This window comes from Mycoplasma yeatsii GM274B (assembly GCF_000875755.1).
Lineage (GTDB): Bacteria > Bacillota_I > Bacilli_A > Mycoplasmatales > Mycoplasmataceae > Mycoplasma > Mycoplasma yeatsii.
Genome location: NZ_CP007520.1, coordinates 281,033 through 302,957, shown reverse-complemented (window position 1 = coordinate 302,957; position 21,925 = coordinate 281,033). Strand labels below are relative to the sequence as shown.

At 24.6% G+C, this 21,925-nt stretch carries 27 protein-coding genes and 1 tRNA gene; 8 read left to right on the top strand and 20 right to left on the bottom strand.

Annotated features, from left to right (window positions below):
- Positions 1–11: 11 nt before the first annotated feature.
- The 3 genes from MYE_RS01285 to coaE are packed head-to-tail and all read left to right on the top strand — an operon-like array spanning position 12 to position 1,482.
- Positions 12–596 (top strand): hypothetical protein, encoded by a 585-nt coding sequence (locus MYE_RS01285; protein WP_042733214.1) that lies wholly within the window; start codon positions 12–14, stop codon positions 594–596.
- Between the two features lie 44 nt (positions 597–640).
- Positions 641–925, top strand: a complete 285-nt coding sequence (locus tag MYE_RS01280; RefSeq protein WP_004427569.1) for a hypothetical protein — start codon at positions 641–643, stop codon at positions 923–925.
- A complete protein-coding gene (coaE, locus tag MYE_RS01275; protein WP_042733213.1) occupies positions 919–1,482 on the top strand; it encodes a dephospho-CoA kinase in 564 nt (187 codons plus the stop codon). Before MYE_RS01280 ends, coaE begins: the two co-directional genes overlap by 7 nt.
- 63 nt (positions 1,483–1,545) lie before the next feature.
- On the opposite strand, the gene xseB is transcribed toward coaE, so the two are convergent.
- The 9 genes from xseB to MYE_RS01230 all read right to left on the bottom strand — a co-directional run bounded on the left by xseB (position 1,546) and on the right by MYE_RS01230 (position 7,492).
- On the bottom strand, positions 1,546–1,761 hold the full coding sequence (gene xseB, locus MYE_RS01270; RefSeq protein WP_004427571.1) for an exodeoxyribonuclease VII small subunit: 216 nt from the start codon (positions 1,759–1,761) through the stop codon (positions 1,546–1,548).
- Complete coding sequence (xseA, locus tag MYE_RS01265) at positions 1,754–3,160, bottom strand: exodeoxyribonuclease VII large subunit (RefSeq protein ID WP_042733212.1); 1,407 nt, start codon at positions 3,158–3,160, stop codon at positions 1,754–1,756. The genes xseB and xseA overlap by 8 nt, the downstream gene beginning before the upstream one ends.
- A gap of 1 nt (position 3,161) precedes the next feature.
- Positions 3,162–3,563: a transcription antitermination factor NusB gene (nusB, locus tag MYE_RS01260; RefSeq protein WP_042733211.1), complete on the bottom strand. Its 402-nt coding sequence runs from the start codon at positions 3,561–3,563 to the stop codon at positions 3,162–3,164.
- 26 nt (positions 3,564–3,589) lie between these two features.
- On the bottom strand, positions 3,590–4,627 hold the full coding sequence (locus tag MYE_RS01255) for a hypothetical protein (RefSeq protein WP_042733210.1): 1,038 nt from the start codon (positions 4,625–4,627) through the stop codon (positions 3,590–3,592).
- Positions 4,628–4,677: 50 nt separating this feature from the next.
- A complete protein-coding gene (locus tag MYE_RS01250; protein WP_042733209.1) occupies positions 4,678–5,550 on the bottom strand; it encodes a deoxyribonuclease IV in 873 nt (290 codons plus the stop codon).
- Positions 5,543–6,292 carry a riboflavin kinase gene (locus MYE_RS01245; RefSeq protein WP_042733208.1) on the bottom strand — a complete coding sequence of 250 codons (750 nt, stop codon included), beginning with the start codon at positions 6,290–6,292 and terminating at the stop codon, positions 5,543–5,545. The genes MYE_RS01250 and MYE_RS01245 overlap by 8 nt, the downstream gene beginning before the upstream one ends.
- 75 nt (positions 6,293–6,367) lie before the next feature.
- Positions 6,368–6,443: transfer RNA gene (locus tag MYE_RS01240), tRNA-Lys, on the bottom strand.
- Positions 6,444–6,497: 54 nt separating this feature from the next.
- Positions 6,498–6,800: a membrane protein gene (locus MYE_RS01235; RefSeq protein WP_042733207.1), complete on the bottom strand. Its 303-nt coding sequence runs from the start codon at positions 6,798–6,800 to the stop codon at positions 6,498–6,500.
- A gap of 20 nt (positions 6,801–6,820) precedes the next feature.
- Entirely contained in the window at positions 6,821–7,492 is a 672-nt protein-coding gene (locus MYE_RS01230; RefSeq protein ID WP_042733206.1) for a hypothetical protein, read from the bottom strand.
- 73 nt (positions 7,493–7,565) lie between these two features.
- Here MYE_RS01230 and plsY point away from each other — a divergent pair, with 73 nt between their 5' ends.
- The 3 genes from plsY (at position 7,566) to MYE_RS01215 (ending at position 9,099) form a co-directional block, all read left to right on the top strand.
- The gene (gene plsY, locus MYE_RS01225; RefSeq protein ID WP_042733205.1) at positions 7,566–8,324 is read left to right on the top strand and encodes a glycerol-3-phosphate 1-O-acyltransferase PlsY; all 759 of its coding nucleotides are present in this window, start codon (positions 7,566–7,568) and stop codon (positions 8,322–8,324) included.
- Positions 8,325–8,607: 283 nt separating this feature from the next.
- Positions 8,608–8,802, top strand: a complete 195-nt coding sequence (locus tag MYE_RS01220) for a hypothetical protein (RefSeq protein WP_042733204.1) — start codon at positions 8,608–8,610, stop codon at positions 8,800–8,802.
- A 30-nt stretch (positions 8,803–8,832) separates the two neighbouring features.
- The gene (locus MYE_RS01215) at positions 8,833–9,099 is read left to right on the top strand and encodes a hypothetical protein (RefSeq protein ID WP_042733203.1); all 267 of its coding nucleotides are present in this window, start codon (positions 8,833–8,835) and stop codon (positions 9,097–9,099) included.
- A gap of 374 nt (positions 9,100–9,473) precedes the next feature.
- On the opposite strand, the gene MYE_RS01210 is transcribed toward MYE_RS01215, so the two are convergent.
- Positions 9,474–9,971, bottom strand: a complete 498-nt coding sequence (locus MYE_RS01210; protein ID WP_042733202.1) for a hypothetical protein — start codon at positions 9,969–9,971, stop codon at positions 9,474–9,476.
- A gap of 69 nt (positions 9,972–10,040) precedes the next feature.
- Positions 10,041–11,393, bottom strand: a complete 1,353-nt coding sequence (locus MYE_RS01205) for a head-tail connector protein (protein WP_144402410.1) — start codon at positions 11,391–11,393, stop codon at positions 10,041–10,043.
- A gap of 240 nt (positions 11,394–11,633) precedes the next feature.
- Here MYE_RS01205 and MYE_RS01200 point away from each other — a divergent pair, with 240 nt between their 5' ends.
- On the top strand, positions 11,634–12,914 hold the full coding sequence (locus MYE_RS01200; RefSeq protein WP_042733154.1) for an IS3 family transposase: 1,281 nt from the start codon (positions 11,634–11,636) through the stop codon (positions 12,912–12,914).
- A gap of 30 nt (positions 12,915–12,944) precedes the next feature.
- Here the strand turns inward: MYE_RS01200 and MYE_RS01195 are convergent, their stop codons facing one another.
- From MYE_RS01195 to MYE_RS01175, 5 genes are read right to left on the bottom strand one after another with little or no spacing between them, the layout of a single operon-like run.
- Entirely contained in the window at positions 12,945–13,190 is a 246-nt protein-coding gene (locus tag MYE_RS01195; RefSeq protein WP_330216772.1) for a YneF family protein, read from the bottom strand.
- Between the two features lie 27 nt (positions 13,191–13,217).
- Positions 13,218–15,206: a transketolase gene (gene tkt / locus MYE_RS01190; RefSeq protein WP_042733199.1), complete on the bottom strand. Its 1,989-nt coding sequence runs from the start codon at positions 15,204–15,206 to the stop codon at positions 13,218–13,220.
- Positions 15,200–15,451, bottom strand: a complete 252-nt coding sequence (locus MYE_RS01185; protein ID WP_004427708.1) for a DUF896 domain-containing protein — start codon at positions 15,449–15,451, stop codon at positions 15,200–15,202. The genes tkt and MYE_RS01185 overlap by 7 nt, the downstream gene beginning before the upstream one ends.
- Positions 15,452–15,493: 42 nt before the next feature.
- Complete coding sequence (yqeH, locus tag MYE_RS01180) at positions 15,494–16,582, bottom strand: ribosome biogenesis GTPase YqeH (protein WP_042733198.1); 1,089 nt, start codon at positions 16,580–16,582, stop codon at positions 15,494–15,496.
- A 15-nt stretch (positions 16,583–16,597) separates the two neighbouring features.
- Positions 16,598–17,530: a hypothetical protein gene (locus tag MYE_RS01175; RefSeq protein ID WP_042733197.1), complete on the bottom strand. Its 933-nt coding sequence runs from the start codon at positions 17,528–17,530 to the stop codon at positions 16,598–16,600.
- A gap of 108 nt (positions 17,531–17,638) precedes the next feature.
- Between MYE_RS01175 and MYE_RS01170 the strand changes: the two genes are divergently transcribed.
- A complete protein-coding gene (locus MYE_RS01170; RefSeq protein WP_042733196.1) occupies positions 17,639–18,442 on the top strand; it encodes a hypothetical protein in 804 nt (267 codons plus the stop codon).
- A 5-nt stretch (positions 18,443–18,447) separates the two neighbouring features.
- On the opposite strand, the gene ruvB is transcribed toward MYE_RS01170, so the two are convergent.
- The 4 genes from ruvB to argS form a co-directional block, all read right to left on the bottom strand.
- On the bottom strand, positions 18,448–19,380 hold the full coding sequence (ruvB, locus tag MYE_RS01165; protein ID WP_042733195.1) for a Holliday junction branch migration DNA helicase RuvB: 933 nt from the start codon (positions 19,378–19,380) through the stop codon (positions 18,448–18,450).
- A complete protein-coding gene (gene ruvA, locus MYE_RS01160) occupies positions 19,373–19,927 on the bottom strand; it encodes a Holliday junction branch migration protein RuvA (protein ID WP_042733194.1) in 555 nt (184 codons plus the stop codon). Before ruvA ends, ruvB begins: the two co-directional genes overlap by 8 nt.
- Before the next feature lie 69 nt (positions 19,928–19,996).
- Positions 19,997–20,161, bottom strand: a complete 165-nt coding sequence (gene rpsU / locus MYE_RS01155; protein ID WP_004427726.1) for a 30S ribosomal protein S21 — start codon at positions 20,159–20,161, stop codon at positions 19,997–19,999.
- Between the two features lie 95 nt (positions 20,162–20,256).
- The gene (argS, locus tag MYE_RS01150) at positions 20,257–21,918 is read right to left on the bottom strand and encodes an arginine--tRNA ligase (RefSeq protein ID WP_042733193.1); all 1,662 of its coding nucleotides are present in this window, start codon (positions 21,916–21,918) and stop codon (positions 20,257–20,259) included.
- Positions 21,919–21,925 lie beyond the last annotated feature (7 nt).

Genomic DNA, 21,925 nt, shown 5'->3' with positions numbered 1-21,925 from the left:
GAGAAAATTATATGAAAAGAATAGATTACTTTTTGAAAAAAGATTTCAGGTATCTGACAGAATCTGAAAAGATAGAACTTTTTCAAATACTAGAACCACCGATAAACTTTGCTATTAAAAAAGCGTTGTCAAAATTTTATAAGGTTCCTTTAGAATTTCAAGATATGCAAAGTTATGCCTGGATGGCTTTTGATGATTTATTAAAGAAATATCAATCAAAAAATATTAAGAAGAAGTTTGTTTCGTCAGTGATTGATGCTGTAACGTGAAAATGCACTGATGCTTGTGTTAAATATATAAATAACAAACATAAAGTTCTTAATAACGTCGTTTATAAAACAGGAAAGAAAGATTTAAAAGAAGATAATGTTAAAGAAATGAGTTATTCTGAATCTACAATGGGTTGAGAAGATCTCGTTGAAAAATATTTTCAAACAACAGAAGAACCTTTAGCAAGAGAAATCTTTTACATGTATGCAAATGAAGTAAGTAAAACAAGAATTTGTGAAACATTAGATATATCAAGAAATAAATTTACAAGAATACTTAGAAAAACTATATCAGACTTACAAGAATTAGCAACACCGTTATTATAATTCTACGTATTATTAATTATAATAGTATGTAGAGGGTGAATTTTATGAGTTACTATTATAGACATAATTTTTCTTTTAGTTACCATGGATTACAAAGAGCAAAAGAACGCTTGAAACTTAAAGATAAAAAAGATTATGAAGTAAAAGAAATATGTTTAAATCATATTAGAAATTCTACAAAAAGTTTTCAAGACAGCAGGCACGTTTACATATCAGCTTCGAATACAAATATATACTTTGTAGTTGAAAAAAATAATAATCTGATAATTACTGTGACTGAGATTTCTGCTGAAAAACAATGAAAAATGTATGGAGGTAGTTCATGATAATAGGTATATTTGGAAAAATAGGTTCAGGAAAAACTACAATTTCTAGTAAATTTACTAACTTTCACCCAAACTTTAAAATAATTAATGCTGATATTGTGGCTAAGAAATGTTTAGAGCAAGAAGAAGTTAAAAATAAATTGAAAAAGATAGATGAAAACATTTTAGATAATGACAATAATATTGATAGAAAATATCTAAGAGAAAAAATATTTTCAAATAAAGAATTTGGACAAAAGATAGATGACTTATTATGGCCAATAATTAGTGATGAGATAAATAAAGAAATTTCTTTTGATCCTGCTGCAAATTATATTATTGAAGCAGCACTATTAAATAAATTAAAGATTCCTAATATTGATTTTAAAGTTAAAGTAAAATCTAACTTATTTAAAATTGCATATAGAGTTAAAAAAAGAGATGGTGTGAGTCTTTTTAACATTTTTAAAATTTGGTTAAAACAAACTAAATTATTAAAGAAAGTTAAAAGTGATATTACCATCAAATATTTTTATGAACTAGAACTTTATATACAAAAAAATAAAATTATTGTTGATTAAAATTATGAAAATAGAGTTGTTTTTATAAAAATCCCTCACATAAAAGTTGTGAGGGATTTTGGTTTATTGGTTAAATTCTTCTAATTCACCATCGTTTAATACTTTTGTTATTTTTCCTTTGTACTCAGTTAATTTTTCTTTAGCTATTTTAATCTTTTGAATGCTTTCTTCAAAAATTTTCATTGCTTCTTCTAAAGAAATATCATTGCTACTTATTTTCTTTGTATCTTCTTGGATTTCTTGCATTAATTCGTCATATGATTTTTGTTCGTTATTCATTTGCGATCACCTCTTCTAAATTTGCTACTAATTTACCATCTATTAAGAAAACTTTTATTTTCTCATTTGTTTTAACGTCCTTATATGAAGTTATTTTGATTCCGTTTTCATTTGTAACTATACCATATCCATTTTCTAAAGGTTTTTTAGGATTTAGTAAGTTCAACTTATTAGCCATTGATTCAAATCTTAATTCTTCAATTTTCATTTTTTGTGAAATTAATGATTTAAAGTTTGAAGTCATAAAATTAAAATTATTTTTATATTGTTCTAATTTATAAACACTTTTATTTTTCAACACATTAGTAGATTCAATTATTTTAATATTTTGATTATTAAAAGCTATTTGGATATTTTGTAGTAGTAGTTCTTTAATTTTAGAAACATCTTTATATGAATTATTTATTTTAGTTTTTATACTTTCTGGAATACTATATTCTAGTTGTTCTATTAAAATCTCTTTACTTGAAATAGCAAATTCTACTGCTTTATTTTGTTGAGATTTTAAATGTAATAAATCTTTTGATTCTAATTCATACCTATTTTCAATTTGTAAACGTAGTTTATCTAAATGATATTTCAATTGTTTTTTTAACTCTTGAATATCTCTACTTACTAATTCACCAGCAGCAGTTGGAGTTGCAGCACGTACATCGGCTACATAATCAGCTAACGTTACATCAGGTTCATGACCTACAGCACTAACAATTGGAATATCACTGTCTTTAATTGCTTGAAGTAATTCCATTTCATTAAATGATCAAAGATCTTCATAACTTCCACCACCACGTCCAACAATTAATACATCAAGTTTTGTCGCAAAACTATTTGCTTGTTTTATCTTTTCAGCAACATCATGAGCTGATTGATTTCCTTGAACTTGAGCAGGGAATAAAAATATGTTTGTTGAAGGCATTCTTCTATGAATTGTTGTTACTAAATCGTGGATTGCAGCTCCAGAATCAGCAGTAATTATTCCAACATTCTGAACAATATTTGGAAGTCTTTTTTTAATACTTTGATCGAATCAACCGGCTTGTTTTAGTTTTACAAATCTTTCTTCATATATTTTTTGAAGTTCACCAATTCCTTCAATTTGAACATCTCTAACTTCAAAATTTACTTTTCCACCAACTACATAATACGTGATTCTTCCTGCACAAGTTATTTGCATACCCTCTTTAGGATTTAGTTGTGTAAGTTTATGTGCATTATTTTTTCATATCATACAACTTATAGTTGCATTTTCATCTTTTATTGAGAAATATACATGACCTGATTTATTTAATGTTAAATTGCTAATTTCACCTTTAACATATATTAATTTAAAATAATCAATGTTTTCTAAATAGTTTTTTAAGTTTTGATTTAACTCTTGGACTGTTAAAACTTTTTGCATATTATTTTTCTTCTATTTTATCTAAAATGGCATTAACAAATTTAAAGTCAAAATCAGGTACATAAGATTTTGTATATTCAACCATTTCATTAATTGTTACAGCTTTTGGAGTATCTGTATATTTTATTTCATAAACTCCAACAATTAATATAGATCTAATAACTGATGGGATTCTTTCTCATTTTCATTTTGTTGATAAATGAGGTTTAATTGATTCAATAATATCATCAGTGTTAGTTGCTATTTTTTCTATTTCATTATAAACTTCTTGGTCTTTGATATCTTGAGCATCATCTAAAATATCTTGTTTAATATAGTTTAAATTAGCATCTAATAATTGATATTTATAAAATGCTTGAATTAATATTTTTCTTTTTGCAGTAGCACTAATTTTTGATGTCATATTTAATTTTCCTATCCATTATTTCTTTAATCTTTAGTTTTAATTGTAGTTAATATTTCTTTTTTATTATTTTCAGATTTATCAGAGTTATCATCAAAAACAAAACCATCTAAAATATCAATATAGTTAATTTGATTTTTTTCTTTAAATAACATTTGTTTTAAGATTTCAAAAACTTTATTTTTTTGATTTGTTTGTAAGAATTTTAAAATGTGATCTCTTCTAGGTCTGTATGAAAATTCTTTTTTCTCAATATCAAATTTAATTATTCCTGATTCAGAATTTACTAATTTAACTACATCAGATAAGTATGATGCAATTGATTTTAATAAGTTGTTAAATTTTGATGATTCTTTGATTTCTTTTTCTAAATCTTTAATATCATCAACTTTATTTACACCTTTGCTTCATAAAAAACCAACTATTGATGGTGTGTGTCTATCAAAGATATTAACAATACTTTTATCAAGTCATTTTCGTAATGATGAATCAGTTTCTACATTGTGAAGTTTTAAATTAGAACCTTCTTTAAATTTTTTAATTTGTTCAGTTGTAAATTTTGGTAAAGTTCTTAGATCTAATTTTGCACTTACTTGTTTATCTTTTTCTTTTGTTTTTTCAAATTCAAATTTTATAAATCTAAGATCTACATCTGAACCTTCTTTAAAATCATCTTCTGTAATTTTTGAATATCCTAATGGATTAACAATTGAAACTGGAACTTGTTTGTAAAAATTTAATTTAACATCTTGAAGATCATTTCAACATTCAAACTTATTTTGCGTAAAATTATCTGCAGCTAAAGCTTTTAATCTTGATATTGCATATTCTTTTTTATTATTATCCTGATCAACATTTTCACTATTACTTGAAGAAACAATAACTTTTAATTCTTCTAAACTTACAAAAGGTTGAGAAGAACGTCAAATTCTTTCGTTTTTAATTGAAGTTAAACCTTCATATTTACTAATAGTTACTTGATTTACTGGATTACAACTTATAGTAGCAATACTAGTAGTTGTTAATAAACCAATAGCACTTAACATACCTAACATTTTTTTCATATCTACACCTCATTTTTTATTAACTATATAAATTTTAATTTAATTATATTTTATAGTCTATCTGTAAATTTTTTATTAACTAAATCTTCAATTTCAATTTTATATGGAGCGAACTTGTCATCTACATATGGAGTTTCTAAAATTTTTGGAACATTTTTAAAATCTTCATCTCAAACAACGTTGCATAAAGCGTCAAATCCAATATAACCATATCCAATATTTTCATGTCTGTCTTTATGTGATGATAAAGCATTTTTTGAATCATTTAAATGTATACATAAAACTTTATCTAAACTCATATGTTTAGTTAGTTCTTTTTTTACTTCATCTCATTTTTTAATATCATATCCAGCATCATTCATATGACATGTATCTAGACATATTCCGATTTTGTCTGGATTTTTAACATTTTCAAATATGTATTTAAAATCATCAAATTTATAACAAACTTCAGTACCTTTACCTGACATTGTTTCTAATGCGATTTTAACATTCATTTGATGATCGCTTACCATATCTAAAGCTCTTACAATTTGTCTTAAAGAGTTTTGATAACTTCCTGTTGTATAAGATCCTGGATGTAAAACTAAAATATCAATTCCAATTTGTTCACAACGTTGAACTTCTTTTATAAGCATTTCAACACCAAAATTTCATGTTTTATCATTAACACTATTTGCAATATTAATAATATAAGCACCATGAACAACCAAATATTTTGAATTAATATTATTTTTTCTCAATAAATTATGCATTTGATCAATATTTAATAAATTAGTATCAACTCTATTGCTGTTTTGTGGTGGTCCAGTAAAAATCATAAAAGTATTAGCATTATATGATAAAGCTTCTTCAACACTTCCGATTAGATATTTACCAGCTTTTGTCATTTTAACGTGACTTCCTAAAAGTGGTTTATTCATAATTATCCTCCAATAGCTTTAAGCAAGTAGATCTATCATTTTCTAATAATTCTACAAGTTCATCTAAGCTATTAATCTTTTTGTTTTCTCTAATATATTTTAATATTTCAAAAGTTATTTTTTTAGAATAAATGTCTTTATCAAAATCAAAAATATTAGCTTCGAACACCATTAAATTATTTCTATTAATTCAATTATCTCCCATACCGTATTTAACAATATGATCATCAATTATACATTTAACTAAATAAACTCCACTTTTTATTTTAAGTGTTGGATTAGTTAAAATATTTGCTGTTGGAAAATTGATTGTTCTTCCTAGTTGATTACATAATGTAACAATTCCTGAAAAAGTATAATTAAATCCTGTAAGTTTTTTAAATTCGACACTATTAGCATTAATTAAGAATTCTTTTGATTTAGCTATTAAATCAAGATCATCTTCTATTATAGTATTAGGAAAAACTTCAACTAATTTATCTAATTTTGAAAAACTTTTTAAAGAATAAATTTCAGTTACATTAAATTGATCAACTAGTGATTTAAAATCTTTTTTATCATCTATTTCAACAATCTGATAACCATCATTTTTAAATAAGTTTAATTGGTGATTTGAACAAATATAATCAAAATTATCATTATTTTGATTATATGTAAAAATAATTAATTCATTTTTATTAAACTTATCTAAGAAATGTTTAGTTAGATATTTAGAATCAGCAAATAAACAAACTTTATTCATATTCTCACCTCATGATATTTTGATTAATAAAAATAAAAAGACTTTTTTATAAGTCTTTTGTTGTCCTATAAAAAATGGTGCCTGATGTGGGAGTTGAACCCACAACCCACTGATTAAGAGTCAGTTGCTCTGCCAATTGCGCTAATCAGACATATTTTTATTTTACAACTTTAGAACTATATATTTTGTTTTTTACAATTTTGTTTTAATTATTTAATTTATCATCAATTATTTTGTCTAAATAAATTATTTGTAATTCAATATTTGCTATTTCTACTTTAATTTTGACTAATTGATTAGAATATTTTTCTTGACTAAGTCTATTGTGATAAAAACTAAAATAAATAAACATTCCAATAATAGGAACAAATCATCATAATCATAATTTACCTTTAATTTGTTTATTAACTTGTTTTAGTTTTTGATTAAGTTGAACAAGTTGATCATTTAATTGTTTTTTTTCTAAATTTAGTTGTTCTAAATTCATTTGTTTATAATCTTTTTTCATATTTTTTACCTACGTTATTTTTAAATAAATCTTCTTGCAAAAGTATCCATAACACTTCTTATTGCATGAAAAGTAGTATTTAACATTAGTCATTCATCAAGAAAATCTAATATATTAATACCCATATTATTAAACTTTTCTACTTCTTGATCTGATATGTCACCTGCATAATCTATTAATTCTTCTATTTTATTTAAAAAATCTATTTTGTCTCTTAGAATAACTGCATCTAAAAAACCATTCATAGCTCTTACGATCTTATTGTTAAAACCTCTTCTTGCAAATGAAAACTTAAATTCTTTTAGTAATTTTTTACATTCTAAAACGATATCTTCTAATCTAATAAGTAAAAATGATAAAAACTTGTGAGATATAAGTTCAGTTAAATTTTTATCTGTTTTTATTTCTCCAAATTCTTCACTAAATTTAGCTAAATCTCTTTTTAATCCTATTAAAATTCCAAATTTTAGAGCTGCAGCTTTAAAGCATAATGAAATTTCTTCATATTCTTCATAAGGAAAAGTGAATATGTATTTTTTTAAGTCATCTAATATGTTTTCTGCTATTTGAATATCATTATATTGTCTAACTTGCTTTACTTGTGGATAATATGAACAAAGCATATCAAGTTCATTTTGATACACTTCACATATTAAAGAATCTATTTGGATACAATCATATAAATTATTCATTTTTTATCCTCTATATTTTTTATTGCTATAATTTATTTTATAATTTTATTAAGTTTAATGAAAGGGAAAATCTATGCATTATTTAGGAATAATTATCGCTAGTATAATTGGTTATTTTATAGGTTCAATATCTTGATCAATTATTATAGTTAAAAAAGTTGCAAATATTGATATTAGAACAGTTGGATCTAAAAACCCAGGGGCTACAAATACAGTTAGAGTTTTAGGAAAAAGATGAGGATTATTAGTAACTTTTTTAGATGGATCAAAAGTAGTTTTAACTGCTATTGTTGCAATTTTATTATCAATGATAAATCATAATTTATTTAGTCAAACTAGTTATTTTATCCCTTGTATTTTTGCTTTAATTGGTCATTGCTATCCTGTTTACTACAAATTCAAAGGTGGAAAAGCTGTAAGTTGTTTTTTAGGATTATTACTTGTTGTAAATATTTTATATTTAATTATATTTTTAATAGTTTGATTTATATTTGCAGCTATTTCAAGAAAAGTAAGTGTTGCTTCAATTTTATCTACTTTAGCTATATTAATAGTTATGTGAATGCCTTGATTTAGTGGATTAAATATCTTTATATGACAATGAAATGGATTAGAATACTTTAAATTAGCTTGAGATAAATATATTTTATTTTCATTATTTAACTCATTTCATTATTGATTAAATAATTCTTGAGCAAGTGGAATGTTAGAAGCAAATATCGTAATTTTAATTTCAGGATTAATTTTAGCTTGAAGACATTTTCCGAATATGAAAAGATTAAAAAACAGAACTGAACCTGATACTTTTCCAAGAAAAGTTAAAAATAAATAGTTACAGAATCACCTTTAGGTGATTTTTTTATCTAGAATTTGCATTCCAGCCTTTAACTAATAAAGGAGTATTTAGAACTATTGCTGATGGTAATGTTGTTTTAGGTAATGTTAAATCTTCACCAACTGTAAAAGCAGTTGAACAAATTAAAGATGTAATTACAGAACAATTAAGTAATATTTATGATCCAAAAACAGCTTTAATTATCGCTTCAACTTTAGAATTTGGAATTGCCGCTTTAGAAGCACTTTTTTAGCTACAACATGAGTTGTAACAACTCCAATTGATAAATTTTATCAGTGGACTTGTTGGTATTCTATCGGCTGGTTTAGGAACTTTTGCAACAGTAAGTGCTGTAAACTTTACAAATACTATTAACAAAGTTGAAAACTTAGTTGATAAAGATACTTCTGAAATTAATGATTTTAAAAATTACAAAAGACAAATCTTAAGAGAAATGGCAAATGCTCAATTCTAAGTAACATTATCAAGAGACTTCCTAAGTGGAATGGCCGCTTCTCTTACAGGTGGAGGAGTTCTTAACCAAATTTTCAAAAGATATACAAAACTTCCTTCAGTAGGAGTTGCACTTGAAACTGCAGCTGAAACTACAGATAAAGTAAGTCAATTAAGATCGTTTGCTTCATTTGTTGCTAAAGTTAATTTAGAATTATTTGCAGCAAGTTCTATTGCTATTGCAGGAAGACTTGTAAAAGCATCAAGCTCTTTCAATTCAGCAATTGAAGCAATTCAAAAAGTTAATTTAGAAGAATAAGAAAAAAGAAATCTAATTTAGATTTCTTTTTTATACTTATTGTTTATGTGGTTTTGTTATAAAAATTGTACCTATTAGTTCTTTGCTTTCTACTGTTATTTTTGAACTACCATCAGATGAAGTTAAATAACTTCATTCTGCGTTATTTAGGTTTATTCCATTAAATTTTTCTTTATTTTCTGCAATAATTTTATCAACTCATCTAAGATTAGAATATTCCTGATCAAAAAACTTTTTAGAATCTGTAATAAAATCTAAATTTAAATTTAAATCAGAAATATCTGTTACTTTGTCTAATCTTAATTTTAATGTTCCTTTAAATCAATTTTGATATTTTATTTCAACTTCTGCAGAATCTTCATTAAAAGATTTAACTATAACATCTTTTTTTCAAAACCTGATGCATAACCTCGGTAATATCCAAAGAATTCATCATTATATTTAAAGAACAAATTAGAGTATTGTTCTTCAAATCTCTCTTGTATATTTTCTTTTGTAACTTCTTTATTTTTATTTAGTCTTAAACTTTTAATTTTTAAAGTGTTTATATCAATTCTATTAAATTTGTAATATACACTAAAATTACCGTAATAATCTATATCACCATCTAAGATAACATTTGCATAAGAACCACCATAAAGTATATATTCAACTCTAATATTTTCTTTAGATATTTTTAAGTCATTTAAAGTTCTCTTGTTTAGTTCATAAAACGATTCTACTATATTTTCTTTGAAAGGTTTTTTGTCTTTAAGATCGATATTTCTATTGACTTTTTTAAACCCATCTTCATCTAAAATATTTTTACCTTCTTTATAGATAACTTTAATTTTACCTTTATAATATTTCGATTCTTTTACTTCTATAGTCACATGAATTTCAGAACCTTTAAATTCTTGCTCTACGATATCAAGTTTTGTTAATGAAAATAATTCTAATTTTTAATAATTTGCTTCTTTAAAAATATCTATATTAAACTTTGTATCTTTAGTAATTGTTTGCGTTGTGAAAATTGTAGTTAAATTTTTAGAACCAATATCTATTCTATCATTAAGATTAGCTTTTATCTCTCCAGTATAATGATCAGAATTGATAACACTAATGGTTATAGTTCTTTGATTTCGTTTTATAACTCTGAAATTACCTTCATGTAGTGGTGATATTTTTTCTTTATTACGTTCGAAAAAGAATCACGCTAGATATCAATTTGAAGGATTTGCATCATATCCATATAGTTCAGTATTTAAATCTTTAATAGTATTAATATCTTTTCTTATTCAGTATGTTATTTCTGTTTCTAATTTAAAATCAGTTAGATCACTTTTAATTGTTGCTGATTTTATATCGTCAGAAGTTGAAGATTTATTAACAACTTTTAAATCATTTATAGTTAAACCTTTTAATACATCTTTATTTATTTCTATAAATTTATTTAAAATGTCATTATCACTATCTTTATCAATTCCTAATGCAGTTTTTAATTCTTCATTAATATTTTTTACATTCTTATCTATATTAAAGTTAATTGTGATTTGACCTTGGAATTTATCGCTATTTTTTATTTTAACTGTTAGCGAATCATCATTTGAACTAATGATTTCAAAATTATCTTTGTTTAAAACTGTAAGTTTATTAGCATTCTTTTTAATAAATGAGTTAATTATTTCTTCATCATTTTTAATTAGGAAAAAACCTGCATTTAGATTAAGATCCATTTCATTAATTTTTGTTCTAATTGTAAAGTTAATTGTGATTTGACCTTGTAAATTGAAAACATTTTTCACTTCTATTGTTAGTGAGTTATTTGTTGAATTAATCAAATCAAAATTATCTACAGTTACTCCTTGTAGTTTATCACTATTTTTTTGAATAAATGTTTGGATAATTTCTTGTTGATTTAATTCATTAAAACTACCTAGTTCTGTATTAAGGTTCATATCACTAAGTTTAGTTCTAATATTAAAAAGAACTTTTAATTCACCTTTATAGTCTTTGTTATTATCATCAACTTTAACCAGTATTGAATTACTATCTTCATTTAAAACGTTAAAATTATCTACAGTTAAATTATCTAAATTATCTCTGTTATTATTGATAAATCTTTGAATAATTTCATTATTATCTTTTATATTTAGATAACCAACATTGTTTCTAAGTTCTAAATTAGCAATATCTTTCTTATTGTTTGTTACTTTACTAACTGTTACTCCAATTGTTGTAGAACCAACTGCAGTAAATAAAACTGAACCTGATGATATTAATATCTTTTTAGTTAAAAGATTTTTAAGTTTCATTTTATTTTCACCCATTTCTCATAAAAATGATTTTTTATTAATATATCTTCTTACTTATTACTATGCTCTCCATATAGCGGTTGTTGAACCAAAAAGTGAATGATGTTTCATTCTAATTACATACCTATTTTTTAATAATAAAAGCACAACATAAAGTTGTGGAGAGTAGGACAAAGTTATTAGACTCCCTAAGGGATAGACCCCCTAGGGGGTCTATTTTTTTTCAAAAAAGGAGTATTTATGAAAAGAGGAAAGCAACTAAGTGTAAGTGAGTGGTTAGAAGTATTTAAGCACTACAAAGAATATTTATCTCAAAATATTACTAAAAAAGAATTTTGTTATATTTATAGCAAAATTAGAAATTCTGAAAATTATTTACTTTCAGAAGAAGCCTTCTGATATTTATCTAGAAAATATAAAGATTATAATTTAGGTATGGAACTAAAAGAATCACAAACAGGAAAAGCACCTAAAAAAGGTAAAGGATCAGGTAGACCTAGAAAGAACAAAGAAGAATATGATAAACAAAGAAACGAAGTGATTAAAGAGATTGATCGCGAAGTTTTAGAATGGTTAATAACAGACCTTTTTAAAGAAGATATTTTAAAGAAAAATAAGGTTGACAATCTAGATGAACTGATAGAAAAAATTAAGAAAAAATTTGGAGAAAATATTTCTAACAAGGAAATAATGAAAATTCTTGGAATACCTAAATCAACTTTTTACTACAAAATCAAGAAACAATCAAAAGATAAGAAAGAAGCTGTTATAGAACACGCAGAAATAATTAGAGAAGCTTTTGCAAAACAAAACGGAAGATATGGTAGAGAAAGGCTATCAGCATATATTTTCAAGACATATGGCATTATTATTAACCCTAGAACACTAGGAAGAGCAATGAATAAATTAGGTCTTTTCTGTCACGTAAGAACAACGTGCAAGAAAAAGCGTGAATCAAAAAATACTAACGTGTATTATCCAAATATTGCTAATAGAGATTATAATGGACTACAAAACGATATTTATGCAAGTGATGTTAGTTACATTCCTGCTCCAATAGATGTAGAAGGAAGACATGTTTATTTATCTATCGTAATTCATCACAAAACAAAGAAAATTGTTAGTTATAATTTATCCATATATAATGACACTAATTTAATTATGACTCACATTAGAAAAACAAAATTTCCTAAAAACTTTATTATTCACACAGACCATGGTGTAACATATTCATCGAATGAATATCTTGAGTATATAAAGCAACGAGGTGGAGTGGTGTCAATGTCAAGAATAGGTAACTCTCTAGACAATAGAGAAGCTGAATATTTCTTTTCAATTTTAAAATCAGAAATGTTTTATAACTTTGAAAAGAAAGTAAAAGAAATGACTTTTAGTGAACTAAAAGAATGTATTAAAAATTTCATTGAGTGATATAACAATGAAAGAATATTAAAAAAATTCAAATGAAAAACACCTCAAGAACTATGAGGTGTGTATAATAAACATAACTATTTAGTCTAATAATTTTGTCCCGGTTTCGTGCTTGTTGTATTATTTTGCTTTTTTCATAGCATTCATTGTTTTTCTAATATCAGATTCTGATGGTTTTCTACCCATGCTCATATACATTGCTCTAATTTGTTTTTCTGATATAGGAGGATTGTTTTTTAATTGTTTTTTAACTAATGTTCTAGTTATAATAAACCCTATTATTAAACCCCCTACAAGAGAAAGTAGAACTGCAGCTACTATAATACCTGCAAAAGAACCTGTTGAATAAGTTACATTTGCTAATAACATTTTATTTTCCTTTCTATAATTAAACTATTTTAAATTTTTTAAAATTGATTCAGTGATGTTTTCTTTATTGAATCCAAATTTTGAAATCACAGTATTTGCTGGTGCTGATTCTCCAAATCTATCGATTCCAAAAATCATTCCATTATCACCAACATATTTGTGTCATGGCATTGAACTAGCCATTTCAATAGCGATTCTAATTGTATTTTTATCAATTACAGAATCTTTATATTCTTTTGATTGTTTATCAAATAAGTTAGTTGAAGGCATTGATACAACTTTACTTGCTATATTATGTTTTTCTAATTCTTTTTGCACATCTAATGCTAGTGCAACTTCACTACCTGAGGCAATTAAAGTAATTTTTGCATCTTTATTATCGCTTATAATATATGCTCCGTGACTTACTTTTTTAAATATGTCGCATGTTTTATCAGTTGATTTGCAGTAAGAAATTTGTCTTAAGTTTTGTCTTGTTAAAACAATTGAAGTAGGTGTTTTATCTAAATCAGTTAATGCAATTTTATAAGCAGCTACTGTTTCAGCGTAATCTGCAGGTCTAATAACTACGTGATTTGGAATTGAACGTAACATTGCTAATTGTTCAATAGGTTCATGAGTAGGGCCATCTTCTCCAACTGCAATTGAGTCATGAGTAAATACATATAATTGTTGTAAGTTCATAATTGAAGCTAATCTCATTGCTGGTTTCATGTAATCTGAAAATACAAAGAATCCACTTGCTACAGGTAATAATCCGCCGTGAGCTGCAATACCGTTGTTAATTGCTCCCATTCCAAACTCTCTTACACCATACATAATATTTCTTCCAGTTTTGTTAGTGTGACTAAACACTCCATCAGCACCTTTAATTCTTGTTGATGAAGCTAAGTCAGCACTTCCACCAATGATCATTTTTTCTTCTTTTGCAATTTGATCAAAAATATTTCCCGAACTTACACGAGTTGCTTCATCTGATGTTGGAATGTTATTTAATAATGAAGCAAAATCGAATGTGATTTTTTTATTAATTGCATTTTCAAGTGTTTGAGCTTCATTTGCATATTCTTTTTTATATGAATCAAACATTTTATTTCATTCATCTTCTTTTTGTTTTCCTTTTTCAGCATTAATTTGTCAGTGTTCGTAAACTGAACTAGGGATTTCAAAGTCACCATAATTTCAATCGAATGCTTTTTTAACTGCTTCAATATCATCTCCTAAAGGTGATCCGTGAACTGAATGAGTTCCTTGTTTTGTTGCTCCTAAACCGATAATTGTTTTAACTTCAATATAAGTTGGTTTGTCAGATTTTTGTGCTTGTAAAATAGCGTTTTCGATTGCTTGTAAATCTTCACCATCTTCAACTTTTAAAGTATTTCATCCTGCTGCTTCAAAACGTTTTTTCATATCTTCAGTATTAACTTCTTCAACTGATGAATCTAATTGAATATCGTTTGAGTCATGAATTAAAATGATTTTATTTAATTTGTTTTTACCTGCTAATGAAATTGTTTCATATGAAACACCTTCTTGTAAATCTCCATCACCACATAAAATATAAGTGTAATGATTAATTAAATCATAATTTGGTTTGTTGTAAACTGAAGCTAGGTGTGATTCAGCAAGCCCCATACCTATACCCATACTCATACCTTGTCCTAATGGTCCAGTAGTAACTTCAACTCCGCTTGTTAAAGTTGATTCGGGGTGACCTGGAGTTTTACTTTCTCATTGTCTGAATTGTTTTAAATCTTCAATTGATAAATCATATCCTGATAAATGTAAAGCAGAATATAATAAACCACTACCATGACCAGCAGATAAAATGAATCTATCTCTATTAAATCATTTTGGATTTTTTGGGTTAAAGTTCATAATTTTGTTGAATAAAACATAAACAATACCAGCAGCACCTAAAACAATTCCTGGGTGTCCAGATTTTGCTTTATTAATCGCTTGAACTCCAAGCATACGTAAAGCATTTAAATTATCATTACCTTTATTTATCATTTTTTTGCCTCTCTTAATTTTTTAATTTTTTCAGAAGTTATATCATTGTTATTTTCGTCAACAACTTTAATATTAGATAACTGTTGTTTAAAATTTTGTCTAAATAATTCTAAATATCTTTGTTTTAGTAATTCACGAGTTTGAGATTCTTGTTCAGTTAAGCTACGTTCTTTTTTAATTTTTGCTAATTTATTTATCTCATCAACAACTTGTTGCATTGTTCATTGACTAATATCTTTTGACATATTTTCTTCCTTTACCTATATTATTTTATACTAAATAAGCACTTATATTAATGGTTTTCTTAAAGTCACTAAAGTAGATTTTTCATCTCCTGGAATGTTTATTGTAATAGACATTGCTTGTTTTACAACAAAGTTAATTCACCCTAATCCAGAAATAGAAATATCAAATTCTTTATTAATATCATTTTTTGTAAAATCAAATTTATAAGAATAAACTTTTTGACTTGAAATATAAGGAGTAAGTGTTTTTCTATTTTTATTTCAATATCTTTCTACATTATTTGAACTTGTTCTGTGAAGGTTAATGTTTTTATTAACATAAATATGAAAATCAGTTTTTGATTCTGATTGATAATCAAATCAAGCTACACCTGCAAAAAATATTGAATTATTAGTATTTAATCTATATGTAAATTGTTTTAATTCTTTTTTAAAATAACAGTATTTTCAAAATCTTTTATTCATTAAATGAGCAATACTGTTTTTTCTGCTTACTCCAGCACTATCATAAATAACAGTGTTCTGATCTAGTTTAATAGAAATAAAATCTAAAGTTGTATTGAAATAATTTGAAACAACAATACTTGGAACTAAATTATTCATTTCTAACATTTTATTAATTAAACTAGATTTTCCAACATTACTTGCACCAATAAAATATTGTTTGTATTGATTATTGTTTTTAACTTCATCAAATAAGACTTGACTTAAATTCATTGTTTTTGCTGATACTAATAAAATATCAAGATCACTTAAACTTGAATCTTTAAATAGATCTGAAATGTAATTTTTAATTTTTGATAATTTAACAGATTTTGGTAATAGATCTATTTTATTTACAACTAATTTAACTTTATGATCTTTGATAATTTCTTCTATATTTTTAATTCTAGAACCTTCAATATCAAATACATCTAATACATAATAAAAAATTAAATCTTTTTCAGTTTCAACTAAGTTTTTAATTTTTTCAATAAACTGATCTGAATCAATTTCATTTGAAACTAATTCATTATAATTTTTAATCTTAAAACATCTTAAACAATAAGCGTGTTCAGTATTTTGTACATAACCAATTTTAGTTTTATTTTCTTGTTGTAAACTACTTCCACAACCTAAACATTTCTTCATAACATCACCTTTCTATTAATTGTTTTCCATTTCTTTTTTAATGTATTTATTTTTACTATCACTAAATTTAGAAAAAGCATATAAGAAATCTATCATGTATAAAATTTTTAAAACATCATTAAAACAATGAGTCTTAGCTAAACTAACTTTTCTAGTGTAATTTTTAAAATCCTCAACATCGATATCTTTTAAACTAAACAATTTCAATGCATTACAACATAAATCATAAATATCATCTTCATCATTTAAACCTTTGTCAGTAAATATTTGTTTTGTGTAATCAAAAAACTTTCTTAAACTAGGTAATTGAATAGTGTCATTTCCAATTAATCCTTTATTTAAGTTTTTAGGATTATAAAATTGATTATTGTTTTGATCGCTGTTTGAAAAAGATAATTTTTGTAACACTCTATATATATCAAAAGAATTAACTGTATATTGTTTTGTTTGATCATCTAAAATAAATAAATCAGATTTTTTATTTTTTAAAATAGCTTTATTTTGATTAATTCATAATTCAATAATCTTTTTATCATTAGCGCTTCCAGCAAAAATAATTGTTCTAATTTTTTTATTAATACACATATTTAAAAAGCTATTTTTTAATGAATTATATTGTTTTGTGAAATTATAATTTGGATCATTATGTTTTCTTTTAATTGTTAAAGATTTTATAGCTTTTCTGTTTACTCTATAATAAATTTCATTCATGTTTTTAGCGAATGAATACTGTAAAATATAGACCAAATCTTTTTGTTGTTCATCATATAAAGATGGACTTATATTGTCAATATTGTGTGATCTATTGAAAAATTCAGTATCAACAATAATTGCTGGTCATTTAATTTTTTTTAGTTCATTTAACACTTCTTTTTTGTTAATGTAAAAATATTGAAAATCATTTATAAAATATTTATCTTTGTTTGAAGTTATACTATTAAAATTCATGCTCTATCATCTTTTCTATAAATAATGATATCAAAACATTATTGTTTGTTGAATATATACAATTTAATATAATATAATGGTAATAGAAATTTAAAAGCGAGATATTATATGAAAGAGTTAAAAAAATTCAAAGATTTAATTTTTTATAGTTTTAAACAAAATTTGCTAGATTCAGTTAAAAAAGAACTATCTTCATTAAACATTGAAGATTCAACTCAAGTAATAGGTTTACCAAATGAAAATGAAGCTGATATGCAACACTTTTTACAAATGTTACCAACTCAAACTAATATAAATGAAACTACAAATTTAATAACTAGCCAAATTGATGAATGTAACGATTTTGAAGATTTAAGATTATATTTTAATAAACGTATTAATGATATTAATAAGTTAAATTCACCTGATAATTTTGCTCAATTTTTAACTAATATTAGTAAAGAAGGATCAAATTTAATTATAAATATTCAATTATCTAATGTTTTTAATACTTATTTACCACTACTTTCACAATGCGAAGATATTTTAAATAAAATAGGAGAAGACGAACTTTTAAAAGATGTTTCATATGAAGATGTTTATTATTTATTAAATTCAATTTTAGAAAAATCCTTAGAAGAATTAACTTCTCAAGTATATGACAACAACAGTTTAGATGAAACATTCAATTCTTATTGTGAGTTATTAAAAAATACAAAAAGTTGAGATGAAAAACTAGAAATAGCTTCAAAATTTAGCAATCATTTATCAAAAGAACAAATTGAATCTTTACAATCAATAAATCAAATTCCATCACCTGATGAAAGTTTTATCAAAAATATTGTAAAAATAGAAATAATAGTTAAAAAGATAAAATATTTAGTAAGTCTTTCAAGTAAAATATGTAATAAACTATCTGAAAATATAAAGTAAAATGTCTATCAACATTTTACTTTTTTTATATATTCAGTTCCTTTTAATGTAATTTCTCTTCCTTTAAAAGTTCTTATGATTAAATTTTGTCTTATTAGAAATGGTTCTATATTGTTTGAAATAATAACTGGAGTTGTGTTTAAAATATGAGCGATATTTTCTAATCCCATTCTCTTATTTTTAGATATCATTTCTAAATACTTAATTTCAGTTGAAGTTAGTCCAAGTTTAAAAACACCTAGTTTTTTAAAAACAGATTCAATGTATTTAATATCAACTTGTTTAGGATTTTCAACAACTATATGATCATAAATTCTTTTAATTAAATTAATTGCTATTCTTGGTGTTTGTCTACAATAACTAGAAATATATAAATAAGTTTCTTTATCTAATTTTAAGTTTAATTTATTACAATATAGTTCAACAATTTTACTCATATCATCAATACTATATTCACTAAGTGTAAAATTAATTGAAAATCTGTTTAATAAAGGTATTGGAATTTTATTAATCTCAGTAGTTGCTGAAATTAGTGTAAATTTAGGTAAATCGATGTTTACAACTTTAGAGTTGTAATCTTTTCCTATAATAATATTTAATTTATTTTCTTCTAAAACTGGATAAATAATTTCTAACACTTCTTTATTTACAGCATGTATTTCATCAATAAAAACAATTTCTTTTTCTTTAATACTTGTAAGTACTGAAATTATGTCACTGCTTTTTTGTAAATTAGGTCCATTTAATATTCTAATGTTAGTTTTCAATTGCTTAGATAATAAATAAGCTAGACTAGTTTTTCCATAACCACTAGGTCCATATAAAAATATATGATCAACAACTTTATTTTGTTTTTTAGCTGATTTTAAAAATACTTTTAAATTATCAATTATATGATTTTGACCAATATATTCATCTCAAGTTTCAGGTCTAAACAAGGTTTATCTCCAATAAAACATATTTAGTTAATTGGTCAATAGTTAATTTATCATCAGCATTAATAATAACTTTATAAATATCTTTGGTTTTATAACCTAATTTTTCTAAACTAATTAGAACTTGTTGTTTTTTATCGCTTAATTGATTATTAAATAACGATTTTTGCATACCATTAATAATTAGTTTTGCAGTGTAATTTCCTATACCTTTAATTTTTAAAATTTTATCAGTATTACCTGTTTTAAAAATATCAATTAATTCTTCATAACTATATGAATCTAAAATTTTTAAAACTGTTTTTTGACCTATGGTATTTATGTTTATTAGTATTTCAAAAAGGTTTCTGTTTTCTACATTTAAAAATCCAAAAGATTTTAATTCATTTTCAATTCAAACACTTGATATATAAAGTTTTATTTCTGTATTTTCTTTTATATCTTTAATATCATTTTTAGAATAAAAGAATTTATAACAAATATTGTTTAACAATAAGTATATATAATCTTGATCTATTTTAATTAATTTTGCTACTATGTACTCTTTCATATTATCACCTATTAATGTATTAGCAAAAAAATAAAAAAAGAGCCCAATTAGGCTCAAATTAATCTATCACTATTTGAATTTACGGTTTTGTTTTTGTTTGTAAATTCTTTTTTCTTTTTTACTTAAGTGATATTCACGTTTTCTAGCTTCTGCTTTGTTAGAAGAAGCAACTTTTTGGAAGCGTTTTAAAGCTTTTTCAATTGTTTCTCCATCGTGCACGATAACACTTGCCATTAACTTTTCAACTCCAATTCAATACAATTTCTATTGTATAATATTTTGTAATAAAAATAAAGTGTTTGATAGATATTTTTTCATAAGTTTAATTATTACATTTTTTTAGGAGCTTCGATTCCGATAATATCGAATAAGTTTTCTAAAACTTGTAATGTTGCTTTTACTAAGTTCAATCTTGCTTTTGTTAATTCAATATTTGATTCATCAATTATTTTTACATCTGAATAATATGAGTGGAATTGTTTAGCAATTGATTGAATATAATCACAAATTTGGTGAGGTGCAGTATTTTTACATGCCATTTTAATAACTTCTTTAAAGTTATCTAAAGTTAGTAATAATTCAATTTCTTTATCATTAGTTAATAAATTTGTTGATTCAAATTTGATATCAATGTTTTTTTCTTCAGCTTGATTTAATACTGAATTACATCTTGCAGTTGCATATTTAGCATAATAAACTGGGTTTGATGCATTTTTTTGTTGAATTAAATCTAGATCTAAATCCATATGAGAACTTGATGATTTAGAAGCTAACATATATCTTAATGCATCTTTTCCAACCATTTCTTGAAGATCTGCTAATCAAACAGCAGTACCTTTTCTCTTACTCATTTTGTATTCTTGACCATCTTTAATTAAACGAACCATTTGAACCATTTCAATATCTAAAATATTTGGATCGTATCCTAATAATGCTAATCCAGCACGCATACGTGGAATGTAACCGTGGTGATCTCCACCTCAAACGTTAACTAATTTATTAGCATTTGTTCTTTGAATTCTTAAGTTATGAGTTGTTAGATCTGGAGTGATGTAAGTATAAGTTCCATCTGATTTAACAATAGGACGATCTTTATCATCTCCAAAATCAGTAGTTTTTAATCAAATAGCTCCATCTTTTTTATAACTAGCATTTTTTTGTTCGTATAATTCTAGAACTTTTTCAATTTGATGAGTATCATAAACTTCTTGTTCACTTGAATAGTGTTCAATAACTACTCCAAAATCTTTTAATTGTTGTTTAATTACATCCATAAAGTAAGCAACAGATTTTTTTCTAAATAGTTCATGAACTTCTTCATCTAAAATGTGAGTATCTGAGAATTTAAGATCTTTAAATTTGTCACCGTATTCTTTAATCAATTCTTTTGCTAAATCATCATACATATCTCCAGCATAAGAATTTTCAGGTTTTTTAGCTTCAATTCCTAAAGCTCATAAATAGTGAACAAAAACAGTAACAGCTAAAATGTTAATTTGATTTCCAGCATCGTTAATGTAGTATTCAGTTTGAACAGTATTTCCTGCTTTTTTTCAAATATTTACTAACACTGAACCAATAACAGCGTTTCTTGCGTGACCAATGTGTAAGAATCCAGTTGGGTTTGCTGAAACATACTCAATATTAAAAATATAATCTTGTTTTTCTAATTGACCATAATCTTTTTTTGCTGTTAAGATGTTGTTAATAACTGTTGAAAGTAATTCAGGTTTAATTAGAACGTTTATAAATCCAGGTCCTGCAATTTCAATGCTTTTGTATTTATTAGTTTTTTCTAATTCTTGTTTAAATATATTAGCTAATTCTACAGGTTTTTTACCAACTTGTTTTGATCCAACTAATGCAATAGTAGTTGCTAATAATCCTGCTACTCCATTTTTATTGATTTCAACAATTGGTTCTTTATCTATTTTTAGTTCATCACAAATATTTTTTAAATCTTGTTTGAACATTTCAATAATTGTTGTCATAGGTTTT